Consider the following 13,010-nt stretch of genomic DNA (forward strand, 5'->3'; position numbering starts at 1 on the left):
GCCGGGCAGCTGTCCGCCGGCGCCGCCACCCTGGCGGCGGGGGCCGCCACGGCCGCTACGGGGTCGCACACCCTGGCCGTCGGCTCGAGTGCCCTGCGGGCCGGCGCCGACTCCCTCGCGGACGGTTCGGCGAAACTCGCCGGCGGCGGAGCGGCGCTGCAGGACGGCACGGTGAAGCTCGCCTCCGGTTCCCGCACCCTCTCCGACAAGCTCGCCGAGGGCGGCAAGGCCGCCCCGGATCTCAGCCAGGCCGAGATCGACAAGAAGACGGAGGTGATCGCCAGCCCGGTCACGCTCGACCAGCGGTGGGAGAACGCCTCGAGCAGCTTCGGCGAGGGCTTCGCCCCGTTCTTCCTGGCCCTGGCCACCTTCGTCGGCGCGCTGATCACCTGGCTCATCCTGCGGGCCCTGCCCACCAGGGCGCTCGCCAGCGCGGCCTCCGGGCTCCGCGCCACGATGACCGGTTTCCTGCCGGCGATGGCCGTCGGGCTCGCCCAGGTCGTGATCATGGTGCTCGTGCTGGTCTATGGGATCGGCCTTCAGCCTCGGTACTGGCTCGGGATGAGCGCCTTCATCTACCTGACCACGCTCGCCTTCCTCGCCCTGCAGCAGATGTTCATCATCCTGCTCGGTACCGCAGCCGGCCGGGTGGTCAGCCTGGTGTTACTGATGCTCCAGCTGAGCTCGTCGGGCGGAACCTACCCGGTCGAGACCACGCCGGAGTTTTTCCAGGCACTGCATCCGTTCATGCCGGCGTCGTACGTGGTGACCGGCCTACGGCAGCTCATCACGGGCGGCATCGACTCTAGACTGTGGGTCTCGGTAGCGGTTCTGCTGGTCATGCTGGTGGGATCGATCGCCCTCAGCGCCTGGAGTGCCTCCCGGCAACGGATGTGGACGGTCGGCCGGCTGCACCCCGAGCTGACGATCTAGGAAGGACGCCATGCCACGCTATACCGGCACCAAACGCGCCATCCTGGACGCGACGCTGGAACTGGCGGCCACCAAGGGCATCACCGGCACCACGATGGATGAGGTCGCGGAACGGGCGGGGGTGGCCAAGGGCAGCCTGTACTACAACTTCTCCTCGAAGGACCGACTGTTCGAGGAGCTCCTCCAGGAGGGTGTCGGCGCGCTCGCCGACACCCTCCTGGAGGCTCGGGCCGGCCTGCACGGGCGCGCAGCGCTCGAGGCGCTGATCGGCGCGCTACTCGACGGGATCGCCTCGAACACCGCCCTTGCCAAGCTGATGGCGTCGGAGATCTTCCGCACTGACCGCACCTGGCAGAGGACGCTGTTCGCGCTCCGGCACGAAGCCCTCGCGGTCTTCGCCGAGGCGATCGCCGAGGCCAGACCGGGCAGCAGGGACAACGGAACGTGCGGCCTGATGGCGTCGAGCGTGTTCGGGGCCGTCCTGATGTCTGGCCTGGAATGGCTCGTCTTCGACCCTGAGCGGCATCGCGACGAGGTCTCGGCCGCCATCCTGGACTCGTTCTCCGGCGGTCTGCTCGGCGACTGACCCTGCCCGGTGATCGAGCCCTCTCCCTGGTGATCGAGCCCGCGCCCTGGTGATCGAGCTTGTCGAGATCCACGCCGCCCGGCCATCGGCAGGGCTCCGACGGGGCGGCATCCGGTCCGCGATAAGATCGAGTGTGACCGGTGACAATTTGATTGAGCAGCCCGAGACCCTTCTTCCCGCGGAACCGGAGGTGATCGAGGCTCTCCGACGAACCGGAAGCACCGATCTCGCCTCCGTCGTGGCGGCGCATCCGACCTCGTCCCTCGCCTGGGCCGTGCTCGCCGATGCCGCCCACCTGGAGGGCCGCACGATCGAGTCCTACGCCTTCGCGCGGGTCGGGTACCACCGCGGCCTCGACGCGCTCCGCAAGGCCGGTTGGCGCGGCCAGGGTCCCGTGAGATGGACCCACGAACCCAACCGGGGTGTGCTCCGCGCGCTGTATGGCCTGCGCCGGTCAGCCCGGGAGATCGGCGAGAACGACGAGTTCGATCGCCTCACCACTTTTCTGAACGACGCCGACCAGACCGTGATCAGCCGCATCGAGCAGGAAACCATTACGCCGGACGGCTACCGGGCCAACGACCCGGCCCCGCCCACCGAGGCGTTCTTCATCCGAGGAGAGAACTGATATGCCAGCGATTGTTTTGGTCGGAGCCCAGTGGGGCGACGAGGGCAAGGGCAAGGCGACCGACCTTCTCGGCAGCAGGGTCGACTATGTCGTCAAGTTCAACGGCGGCAACAACGCCGGCCACACGGTCGTCATCGGCACCGAGAAGTACGCGCTGCACCTGCTGCCCTCCGGCATCCTGACCCCCGGGGTCACGCCGATCATCGCCAACGGCGTGGTCGTCGACATCGAGGTACTGTTCGAGGAGCTCGACGCGCTCATTTCCCGCGGCGTGGACGTCTCCAGGCTCCGGGTGAGCGCCAACGCGCACATCATCACCCAGTACCACCGCACGGTCGACAAGGTCACCGAGCGATTCCTCGGAAAGCGCCAGATCGGCACCACCGGGCGCGGCATCGGCCCGACCTACGCCGACAAGATCAACCGGGTCGGCATCCGCGTGCAGGACCTCTTCGACGAGAACATCCTGCGCCAGAAAGTCGAGGGTGCCCTCGCCCAGAAGAACCACCTGCTGGTCAAGGTCTACAACCGCCGCGCGATCTCCGTCGACGAGATCGTCGAGGACCTGCTCAGCTACGCCGAACGCCTGCGCCCGATGGTCGCCGACACCGCACTGCTCCTGCACCGGGCGCTCACCGACGGCAAGACCGTCCTGTTCGAGGGCGGCCAGGCGACCATGCTGGATGTCGACCACGGCACATACCCATTCGTCACCTCCTCGAACGCGACCTCCGGCGGCGCCGTGACCGGCTCGGGCATCGGCCCGAACCGGATCGATCGGATCATTGCCGTCGTCAAGGCGTACACGACCCGCGTCGGCGCCGGCCCGTTCCCGACCGAGCTGTTCGACGAATCGGGCGAGTTCTTGCGCGCGAAGGGCTTTGAATTCGGCACGACCACCGGTCGTCCCCGCCGCTGCGGCTGGTACGACGCCCCCGTCGCCCGCTACACCGCCCGGATCAACGGGGTGACCGACTTCGTGCTGACCAAGCTCGACGTGCTCACCGGCCTCGACGTCATCCCGGTCTGCGTCGCCTACAGCGTCGACGGCGTGCGCTTCGACGAGGTGCCGGTCTCGCAGTCCGACTTCCACCACGCCAAGCCCATCTTCGAGGACTTCCCCGGCTGGACCGAGGACATCACCGGTGCACGCACCTTCGAGGACCTGCCCCGCGCGGCCCAGGACTACGTGCTCGCCATCGAGAAGATGAGCGGCGCGCGCATCTCGGCGATCGGCGTCGGCCCCGGCCGTGAAGCGATCATCTCCCGGCACGACCTCGTCGACTGATGGTGAACGGATGCCGACGGCGAACTGATTCGTCGGCATCCGTTCACCGCGCGGTCACGTTCCCCTGACAACATATCCGGATGACCGCCCTTCGCCCGGCGCTCGCGACGATCGCGGGCCAGTACCTGCAGCTCGAGCCGCTGACGCGCGTGCTGCTGCCCGAGCTACATCGGGCGATCGCCCAGCCGGTCGTCTTTGCCGGCGGTTACGGCGGTGGCCCGGCCGGGCTGCGCACCGGACTCAGCGAATTCATCGACTGGGCCCTCGGCTACTACCAGTGGACCGCGCTGCCCTACGCAGTGCGCCTGATCGGTGGCCCCCACGACGGTGACCTGGTCGGCACCTCCACCCTTGGCGACCTCGACCTCGCCAACGGCAGCGCCCACCTGGGCTGGACCGCCTACGACCCGAGGGTCTGGGGCACCGCCGTCAACGCCGAGGCCAAGTTCCTGCTGCTCGGGCTGGCCTTCGAGCACGGGTTCGGCCGGGTGAAGATCCAGGCCGACGCGCTGAACCTGCGCTCCTGCGCGGCGATCGCCGGCATCGGGGCCACCTACGAGGGCACCATCCGCCGGGAGCGACGCCGCGCAGATGGAAGCTGGCGGGACACCGTGGTGTACTCGGTGCTCGACGAGGAGTGGCCGCGGGTGAAGGCGGGCCTCCGAGCGAGGCTCGACGGCTATGGCACCCAGGCGGTGCACTACCGAATCGGACAGCTGAGCTGAGCGGAGCTGAGCTGAGCTGAGCTGAGCGGCGGGTTCCGGCCGTCGAGGCGGGATCCGGCGCCCGGTCGCGCCCGGTAGCGCCCGGTAGCGCCCGGCCGCGATAGGGTCGGCAGGTGATCGACACTCCAACGGCAGGCAAGACCATCGTCACCCTCCAATTCCTGGGCATGGGCGTGGTCTGGGGCTCCAGCTTCCTGTTCATGAAGGTCGCCCTGGCCGGGGTCAGCTTCGGCCAGGTGGCCTGGTCCAGGCTCGTGCTCGGCGGCCTCACCCTGGGCCTGATCGTGCTCGTCACCCGGCCCCGCGTTCACAACGGCCCGGTGCTCCCCCGTGAGCGGATCGTCTGGCTGCACTTCCTCGTGATCGCGATCACCGGATGCGTGATCCCGCACCTCCTGTTCGCGTGGGCGGAGCAATACGTGTCGTCGAGCCTGGCGAGCATCTACAACGCCGTCACGCCGATCATGACGGCGCTGATGGCCACGCTCGCCTTCCGGGTGGAGCGGCTCGTCCGCGGCCAGGTGGTCGGGGTACTGGCGGGCATCTTCGGCGTGGTCGTGATCATCGGGCCGTGGCAGTACGCGGCACTCACCGGCGACCTGTGGGGCCAGCTCGCGTGCCTCGGCGCCGCGGTCTGTTACGGCTTCACCTTCGGGTACACCCGCCGGTTCCTCAGCGGCCGGCCGATCGCCGGAGCGACCTTCGCCTTCCTCAACATCGGGCTCGGCGGGGCGATCATGCTGCTGCTCACCCCAGTGCTGGCGTGGCATCCGGTGGTCCTCACCGTGCCGATCGTGCTGAGCCTGGTCGCGCTCGGGGCGCTGGGCACCGGCGTCGCGTACATCTGGAACATCACCGTGTTGCGCGCCTGGGGTCCCACGAACGCGTCCACGGTCACCTACGTCACCCCGGTGGTCGGCGTGCTGCTGGGCGTGCTCATCCTCGGCGAGACCCTGTCCTGGCACGAACCCCTCGGCGCGGCCCTGGTACTCTTCGGCATCCTGCTCGCCCAGAAACGACTCCGGCTGCCGCCGCGACGTTCGGGTGCGGCCCGCGAGGGCGCTCCGGGCCGGGCCGATGCCCGCGGTGCCGCGCTCTCCTCCGGGACCCCCGGCGGCACGCCTCCTCACGCCGCAGACCGGGGGAGGAGTCCGGCCCGCCCCGAGATCGACCTTTCCGGTCGAGCTTGACCCGTACACCGCTCACCTTCGACCGGAAGGGTCGACGTCGACGGTGATTTCGACCGCACGGTATCGTCGAACCATGGGAGCCGCAGAAGAATTGCCCGCGGGCGCGGGCCAGGAAGCGATCGACGAGCTGGGTAGCATCCGGCAGAGCATCGACAACATCGATGCCGCGTTGATCCACCTGCTCGCCGAGCGCTTCAAGTTCACCCAGCAGGTCGGCCGGCTCAAGGCCGCGCACGGACTGCCACCGGCCGACCCGGCCCGCGAACTGCTGCAGATCCAGCGCCTGCGCGGCCTCGCCGAGGAGGCCCGACTCGACCCGGCCTTCGCCGAAAAGTTCCTCAACTTCATCATCGCCGAGGTGATTCACCACCACGAGAAGATCGCCGGCACCGAGAACGTGAACGGCGGAGGCCGTGGCGCAGGATCCGCCACGACCGGGACGAACCCCGCCTCGTGACCTGGAACCCGCGACGCCTCCCCGGCCAGGCCGGCAAGACCTTCGTGATCACGGGCGCCAACGCGGGGCTCGGTTACTTCACCGCCGAGCAGTTGGCGGATGCCGGCGCCCACGTCGTACTCGCCTGCCGCAACCCGGTCAGGGCCGAGACGGCCGCGGGCGTGATTCGCGGGCGGGTGCCCGGGGCATCCGTGTCGACGGTGCCGCTCGACGTGGCCGACCTGGCCTCCGTGCGCCGGGCCGCCGAGACCCTGCTCGAACTCCCGGCCATCCACGGCCTGATCCTCAACGCCGGGATCGTGCACCCGCCGCGAACCCGGGAGGCCAGCGTCGACGGTAACGAACTCGTGCTCGCCACCAACTTCCTCGGCCACTTCGCACTGACCGCCCTGCTGCTGCCGGCGCTGCGGCGCACGCGGGGCAGCAGGGTCGTCTCCCTCGGCTCGATGATCTCCCGCATCATCGATTCCACGCTCGAGGACCTGCAGCTCGAGACCGGCTACAGGCACTGGACCGCCTACGCCCAGTCCAAGATCGCCATGCAGGTGTTCGGGTTCGAGCTGGACCGCAGGCTGCGCGCAGCTGATGCCGGTGGCCCCGGTGGGGTGGAGTCGCTGGTCGTGCACCCGGGATACTCCATCTCGGGGCTGACGCCCGGCATCCGCGGGGTCAGCGAGCCTGGCCGCGGCGCTCGTTTCGTCGATAACCTGCAGGGTCTGATGGCCCAGGGCAAGGACCATGGCGCTTGGCCGACCGTGCGCGCCGCCACCGACGCGGATGCCCGCGGCGGCCAGTACTACGGTCCTCACTTCCTCACCCGCGGCGCCCCGGTGCTCCAGGCCCCCACCCGCACCTCCCTCGACCAGCCGCTGGCCGCCCGCCTCTGGTCGCACTCGGAATCCCTCACAAACACCCCCTTCCTCCTCCCCGCGAAAGTGCACTTTTCGCCCCCTCGCCAGTCCTGAAGCGGCCAAAAATGCACTCTCGCGTGCCGGGACGCGGCGGCGGGCAACGGCGGGCGGGAGGACGGGATGCGGCGGGGTCAGGGGCGCCAGCCACGGTCGCGCAGGGCCGTCTCCACCTTCCGGATGGCCGTCGCGGGCCGGAACCGGAGATGCGACTTGTTGATGCGAACCACGCGCCAGTTCTCTTCCATGATGGCGTCGAGCCGGTCGACATCCAAGTGATACTGCTTCTCGTCGGACCGATGCTGCTCTCCGTCGTACTCGACCAGCACCCGAAACTGCCGATACACGAGGTCCCCTGACGCGATCTTCACACCGAAACGATCCATGATCTCCCCATTCACCGCCGGCTCCGGCAGACCGGCCCGCATCAGGAGAAGCCGCAGCGCGGTCTCCCTCGGTCAGTCGACACCCGGTCGCACCAAGTCGAGGGCCTCGCGCAGCTTGCGCGCACCGCGCCGTCCCGCGTAGCGCGCCACTCCCACCCGCAGGTCGAGCATCGTCGCGAGAGGCCGCTTCCGCCGCACGAGCGCGTCCCCCATCGTGATGAGGTCGTCGACCGTCAGCATGGTCGCCAGCTGACACCAGGTGTCGACCGGCGACGTGACTCGGAGGCCCCGCACAGCCACGGTGCGGACGCTGTCCAGGCGCACGTGATGACCGACCACGCCGCGCACCCGGTCCCGGTGTTCCTGGCTCTCCGTGCTGACGTGCACGGTTCGAGCGCGCGCAAGCCAGGTTGGCAACGGCAGGTCGTGCAGCTGCGCCGCTGAAGCGTGGCTGAAGAAGTCGTCTGCAGACATCCGCCGGCTGTAGGCGTCGACAACCCACGGGTCAGGCAAGTCGCTGCCTCGCGGCACGCGGATGCCCACGAACGGCTGCTCGAGGTCAGCGCCGCGCATGCGCTTGGCCGTGAGGCCCCCCATGGAACCTTCCCGCGTGCTGAACGCACGTGCGCGGATCGCGACCGGGAGCTTCTGGGCCCGTTTCATCCCCGAATAATGCCCCAGCAGCAAATCCGCCGCCGAATCTATCCACACCCAGGCAGCCTCTCACTCGCGAAAGTGCACTTTTCGCCCCCTCAGCCGAGCGGAGGGGGCGAAAAGTGCACTCTCGCGGCCATGGGAACCGGAGGAGGAGGAGGAGGCCCGGGCGGAAGAGGGCTGGCTACGCTCCGAAGCGGGACGGCAGGGTGCTGCGGTGGCGGGCCTGCAGGTCGGCCAGGGACACCGTGAAGTAGTCCTGGATCTCGAGCACCGGCGCCGTGGCATCCGTCACGCCGATGCGCAGCACCGGGTAGCCGCGCCCCTCGCACAGGCCGAGGAACTTCACGTCGTCCTCCCGCGGCACCGAGACGACTACGCGGCCGGCCGACTCCGAGAACAGGGCGACGGATGCGTCCACCCCATCACGCTCGCAGATGTCGCCGAGCCATACCCGGGCACCGACCCCGAACCGGAGCACCGCCTCGGCGAGCGTCTGCGCCAGCCCGCCTGTACTGAGGTCGTGCGCACTGTCGATCAGCGCCTCCACCGATGCCGCGTGCAGCAGCCCGGCGAGGGTGGCCTCCCCGGCCAGGTCGACCACCGGCGGAAGGCCGCCGAGGTGGTCGTGGATGACGCCGGCCCAGGCGGAGCCGTCGAGCTCCTCGCGGGTGATGCCGAGCAGGTAGATGTTGTGGCCGTCGTCCTGCCAGCCGCTGGGCACGCGGCGGGCCACGTCGTCGATCACGCCGAGCACGGCCACGACCGGGGTGGGGTGGATCGGCTGGTCGCCGGTCTGGTTGTAGAACGAGACGTTTCCGCCGGTGACCGGGATCTCCAGCTCGAGGCAACCGTCGGCCAGCGCCGTGACGGCCTGGGAGAACTGCCACATCACCTCGGGGTTCTCCGGAGAGCCGAAGTTGAGGCAGTCGCTGATACCCACCGGCACCGCGCCGGTCGCTGCCACGTTGCGATACGCCTCGGCGAGGGCGAGCTGCGCGCCGCGGTACGGGTCGAGCTGGCAGTAGCGCCCGTTCGCGTCGGTGGCGATCACGAAGCCGAGGCCCGATTCCTCGTCGATCCGGATCATCCCCGCGTCGTCCGGGAACGACAGGGCGGTATTGCCCATCACGTACCGGTCGTACTGGTCGGTGATCCAGCTCGGATCGGCCAGGTTCGGCGAGCCGAGCAGGGCGAGGAATTGCTCGCGCAGCACCTCGGGCGAAGTCGGGCGGGGCAGGGCGGATGCCGTGTCCGCCTGCAGCGCGTCGAGCCAGGCCGGGTAGGCGACGGGGCGGTCGTAGACGGGGCCGTCGACCGCGACGGTGCGGGGGTCAACGTTGACGATCTCTTCGCCGTGCCAGTCGATGATCAGCCGGCCGGAGTCGGTGACCTCGCCGAGCACGCTGGTCTCGACGTCCCACTTCGCGGTGACGACGAGGAACCCGGCGAGCTTCTCCGGGGTGACGACGGCCATCATCCGTTCCTGGCTCTCCGACATGAGGATCTCCTCGGCCGTGAGGGAAGGGTCCCGCAGCAGCACCCTGTCGAGTTCGATGAACATGCCGCCGTCGCCGTTTGAGGCGAGCTCGCTGGTGGCGCAGGAGATGCCGGCCGCACCGAGGTCCTGGATGCCCTCGACGAGCTTGTCGCGGTACAGCTCCAGGCAGCATTCGATCAGCACCTTCTCGGCGAACGGGTCGCCGACCTGCACGGCCGGGCGCTTGGTCGGGCCGCCCTCGCTGAACGTGTCAGAGGCGAGAATGGATGCCCCGCCGATGCCGTCTCCGCCCGTGCGAGCCCCGAAGAGTACGACCTTGTTGCCCGCGCCGGTGGCGTTGGCCAGGTGCAGGTCCTCGTGCCGCAGCACGCCCACCGAAAGGGCGTTGACGAGCGGGTTGCCCTGGTAGACCCTGTCAAACCAGGTCTCACCGCCGATGTTCGGCAGGCCGAGGCAGTTGCCGTAGAACGAGATTCCGGACACGACGCCGTGCACGACGCGGGCGGTGTCCGGGTCGTCGATGTCGCCGAAGCGGAGGGCGTCCATCACGGCGACCGGGCGGGCGCCCATCGAGATGATGTCGCGCACGATGCCGCCGACGCCGGTCGCAGCGCCCTGGAACGGCTCGATGTAGGAGGGGTGGTTGTGTGATTCGATCTTGAATGTGACCGCCCAGCCCTCGCCGACGTCGAGCACACCGGCGTTCTCGCCCATGCCGACCATGAGGTTCTTCTTCATGGCGGGGGAGACCTTGTCGCCGAACTGGCGCAGGTACTTCTTTGAGCTCTTGTAGGAGCAGTGTTCGCTCCACATCACGGAGTACATCGCGAGCTCACCGCTCGTGGGGCGGCGGCCGAGAATCGTGCGGATCTCCGCGTACTCGCCCGGAGTCAGGCCGAGCGCGTCGAACGGCTGCTCTTTCTCGGGGGTGGCGATCGCGTTGGTCACGGTGTCGGCGACGCCGCGGGAGGATGAAGTGGAAACAGCGGTCACGAGGCGTTCTCCCAGGGATAGCGGATGCTTAGCCCGGCAAGTCTACCGTCGCGGGCTGTTCCCCTCCCCAGTCGGCTCGATCACTGGCTCGATCACCGGGGCGACCACTGCCTGGGGACGCGCCGGAGTGTGCCAGCATGAATGGGTGACCTACCTACCGGCTGAATCCAGATACGAGTCCATGCCCTACCGTCGCACCGGGCGGAGCGGCCTCAAACTCCCGGCGATCTCCCTGGGGTTGTGGCAGAACTTCGGCGACACCACCGTGCGGGAGACGCAGCGGGACATTCTGCGCCGCGCGTTCGACCTCGGGGTGACGCACTTCGACCTCGCCAACAATTACGGCCCGCCCTACGGAAGCGCCGAAACGAACTTCGGCGCGCACCTGCGGCAGGATTTCTTCGCGCACCGGGACGAGCTGGTCATCTCGACCAAGGCCGGCTATGACATGTGGCCGGGGCCGTACGGCGAGTGGGGATCCCGCAAGTCGGTGCTCGCCAGCCTGGACCAGTCGCTCGACCGGATGGGGGTCGACTACGTCGACGTGTTCTACTCGCACCGGGCCGACCCCGACACGCCGCTCGAGGAGACCATGGGGGCCCTGCACACCGCGGTCACCAGCGGGAAGGCCCGCTACGCCGGGGTGTCCTCCTATTCCCCCGAGCGCACCCGGCAGTCCGCCGAGATCCTCGCCGGACTGGGTACGCCGTTGCTGATCCACCAGCCGTCCTATTCGATGGCCAATCGCTGGGTCGAGACCGAGCTTCTCGGCACCCTCGACGAGCTCGGCGTCGGCTGTATCGCGTTCTCGCCGCTGGCCCAGGGCCTGCTCACCGACCGTTACCTGCACGGGGTGCCGGAGGATTCGCGGGCCGCCCGCGCCGGTTCGATGAGCACGGAGATGATCAACGACGAGACGCTCGGGCACATCCGGGCGCTCACGGCGATCGCGGCCGAGCGCAGTCAGTCGCTCGCGCAGCTCGCGTTGGCCTGGGTGCTGCGGCGCAGCGAGGTCACGTCCGCCCTGATTGGGGCGTCATCCGTCGCCCAGCTGGAGACGAACCTGGCAGCCCTGGACAACCTGGCCTTCGACGCCGAGGAACTCGACCGCATCGACCTGCATGCGGTCGACCTCGGCATCAACCTCTGGGCGCAATCGGCCGCGGTCTAGGCGGTCTGCTTCGGCACGACCCCGTCCGTTCGACGTGGCAGGGTCGTGCCGCGGAAGAACGACGGATGCACCATCCACCAGACCAGCATCAGCACGGCCCCGAGCAGCATCGCGCCGATCCCCACGACGGCGACGGCGCCGATGCCGAAGATCGTGACGTTGTTGCCGTTGTCGTCCTGCAGCCAGTCGGGCAGGGCGTACTGCTGCAACCCGTAGCCGAATGCGGCTGTGAGCATCAGGCCGCCGAGCAACGGGAAGACTCCGCGCATGATCACATTCCGGAACGACGACCACAGGGTCTTGCGGTAGAACCAGACGCAGGCGTAGCCGGTGAGCCCGTAGTAGAACGCGATCATCAGGCCGACCGAGCCGATCAGCGCGCCCAGCAGCCGGGGGCTGATCAGCGTGAACAGCACGTAGAACCCGGTCGAGACGGCTCCCATCGCCACGGTCGACCAGGTGGGGGTGAGAAACCGCGGGTGGATCCGGGCGAACCTCTCCGGCAGGGCTCGGTAGACGGCCATCGACAGCGCGGTGCGCGCGGTCGGCAGGATCGTCGTCTGGGTCGACGCGGATGCCGAGGTGAGGATCGATGCGGCCAGCAGCAACATCGCGATGTTGCCCAGTGCACTGTTGCCGAAGAGCGCCGGTCCGATGGCGGTGAAGACATCCGCCGAGTTGGCGTCGTTGCCGAGCCCGATGCCGTCGGTGCCGACCCCGGCGAACGCGATCGCGGCGACGGTGACGAGGGCGTAGGTGACGAGCAGCAGGAATGTGCTGATCACGGCGGCTCGGCCGGGAGTGGTGCCGGGATCCTGGGTCTCCTCGTTCACGGAGACGGCCGTGTCCCAGCCCCAGTAGATGAAGACCGCGGTTAGCACAGCCGGGGCGATCACGGTTCCGAAGTCGAGGGTGAACGGGTTGAACCAGTCCAGGCTGGGCGTGATGGAGTAGGTTTCGGCGCTCCCTGTGTAGACGCGCACGAGGGCGTACACGGCGAACATGACCAGCACGATCACCTCGATGGCGAGCAGCCAGTACTGGATCCGCGCGGAGAGTTCGATGCCGCGGTAGCAGATGTAGGTCATCACGGCGATCCAGATCACCCCGGCGACGGTGGACCAGAACTGGTCGTTGGCCAGGTCCGCCACCCCGGTCAGGCCGAGGTCGCCCAGGAAGACGAATGAATAGGAGCCGGCCACCTGGGCCAGGTTGGCCATGACGATCACGTCCGCGGCGATGATGCCCCAGCCGCCGAGCCAGCCGGTGATCGGGCCGAAGGCCCGGCTCGCCCAGGTGAAGGTCGTGCCGCAGTCCGGTTCGGCCTTGTTCAGCTCCTGGTAGGCCACCGCGATCAGATAGATCGGGATGAAGGCCAGCAGCACGATGCCCGGCGCCTTGACTCCGGCCAGGAGCGCGCCGCCGCTGGCCACGATGAAGCCCAGGCTCGCGGCGAGGCTGTAGGCCGGCGCGGTGGATGCCATCCCGACGACGATGCTCGACACCAGGCCGAGGGCACCGCCCTTCAGCCCCTTGCTGCCGACCTGGTCAGGGCGAGGGGGAACGGTGTAGGTCATCGGGAGCTCCCAA

General features: G+C 68.8%; 13 protein-coding genes. 9 read left to right on the forward strand and 4 right to left on the reverse strand.

Features of this window, described 5'->3' with window-relative positions:
• The 8 genes from E3O19_RS01055 to E3O19_RS01090 form a co-directional block, all read left to right on the forward strand.
• A partial coding sequence (locus E3O19_RS01055; protein WP_166804409.1) for a YhgE/Pip family protein occupies window positions 1-933 on the forward strand: 933 nt, incomplete at its 5' end.
• 10 nt (window positions 934-943) lie between these two features.
• The gene (locus tag E3O19_RS01060) at window positions 944-1,519 is read left to right on the forward strand and encodes a TetR/AcrR family transcriptional regulator (protein WP_134564780.1); all 576 of its coding nucleotides are present in this window, start codon (window positions 944-946) and stop codon (window positions 1,517-1,519) included.
• Between the two features lie 133 nt (window positions 1,520-1,652).
• Window positions 1,653-2,147 carry a DUF3151 domain-containing protein gene (locus tag E3O19_RS01065; RefSeq protein WP_134564781.1) on the forward strand — a complete coding sequence of 165 codons (495 nt, stop codon included), beginning with the start codon at window positions 1,653-1,655 and terminating at the stop codon, window positions 2,145-2,147.
• A 1-nt stretch (window position 2,148) separates the two neighbouring features.
• Complete coding sequence (locus tag E3O19_RS01070) at window positions 2,149-3,435, forward strand: adenylosuccinate synthase (RefSeq protein WP_134564782.1); 1,287 nt, start codon at window positions 2,149-2,151, stop codon at window positions 3,433-3,435.
• 80 nt (window positions 3,436-3,515) lie between these two features.
• Window positions 3,516-4,160 (forward strand): GNAT family N-acetyltransferase, encoded by a 645-nt coding sequence (locus E3O19_RS01075; RefSeq protein ID WP_134564783.1) that lies wholly within the window; start codon window positions 3,516-3,518, stop codon window positions 4,158-4,160.
• Between the two features lie 167 nt (window positions 4,161-4,327).
• A complete protein-coding gene (locus tag E3O19_RS01080) occupies window positions 4,328-5,350 on the forward strand; it encodes a DMT family transporter (RefSeq protein ID WP_134564895.1) in 1,023 nt (340 codons plus the stop codon).
• 73 nt (window positions 5,351-5,423) lie between these two features.
• Window positions 5,424-5,807 (forward strand): chorismate mutase, encoded by a 384-nt coding sequence (locus E3O19_RS01085; protein WP_134564784.1) that lies wholly within the window; start codon window positions 5,424-5,426, stop codon window positions 5,805-5,807.
• The gene (locus tag E3O19_RS01090) at window positions 5,804-6,772 is read left to right on the forward strand and encodes an SDR family NAD(P)-dependent oxidoreductase (RefSeq protein WP_134564785.1); all 969 of its coding nucleotides are present in this window, start codon (window positions 5,804-5,806) and stop codon (window positions 6,770-6,772) included. Before E3O19_RS01085 ends, E3O19_RS01090 begins: the two co-directional genes overlap by 4 nt.
• Window positions 6,773-6,849: 77 nt before the next feature.
• Here E3O19_RS01090 and E3O19_RS01095 read toward each other — a convergent pair whose 3' ends face one another.
• From E3O19_RS01095 to purL, 3 genes are all read right to left on the reverse strand, one after another.
• Window positions 6,850-7,143, reverse strand: coding sequence for a DUF559 domain-containing protein (locus tag E3O19_RS01095; protein WP_134564786.1), 294 nt, complete (start codon window positions 7,141-7,143; stop codon window positions 6,850-6,852).
• A gap of 30 nt (window positions 7,144-7,173) precedes the next feature.
• Window positions 7,174-7,698, reverse strand: a complete 525-nt coding sequence (locus E3O19_RS01100; protein WP_134564787.1) for a hypothetical protein — start codon at window positions 7,696-7,698, stop codon at window positions 7,174-7,176.
• Window positions 7,699-7,939: 241 nt separating this feature from the next.
• The gene (gene purL, locus E3O19_RS01105; protein WP_134564788.1) at window positions 7,940-10,249 is read right to left on the reverse strand and encodes a phosphoribosylformylglycinamidine synthase subunit PurL; all 2,310 of its coding nucleotides are present in this window, start codon (window positions 10,247-10,249) and stop codon (window positions 7,940-7,942) included.
• Window positions 10,250-10,394: 145 nt separating this feature from the next.
• Here purL and mgrA point away from each other — a divergent pair, with 145 nt between their 5' ends.
• Window positions 10,395-11,420 (forward strand): L-glyceraldehyde 3-phosphate reductase, encoded by a 1,026-nt coding sequence (gene mgrA, locus E3O19_RS01110; RefSeq protein ID WP_134564789.1) that lies wholly within the window; start codon window positions 10,395-10,397, stop codon window positions 11,418-11,420.
• Here the strand turns inward: mgrA and E3O19_RS01115 are convergent.
• Complete coding sequence (locus E3O19_RS01115; RefSeq protein WP_134564790.1) at window positions 11,417-12,997, reverse strand: APC family permease; 1,581 nt, start codon at window positions 12,995-12,997, stop codon at window positions 11,417-11,419. The two genes, mgrA and E3O19_RS01115, sit on opposite strands and share 4 nt — an antisense overlap.
• Window positions 12,998-13,010 lie beyond the last annotated feature (13 nt).

It is taken from the genome of Cryobacterium algoritolerans, from assembly GCF_004402785.1.
Taxonomy (GTDB): Bacteria; Actinomycetota; Actinomycetes; order Actinomycetales; family Microbacteriaceae; genus Cryobacterium; species Cryobacterium algoritolerans.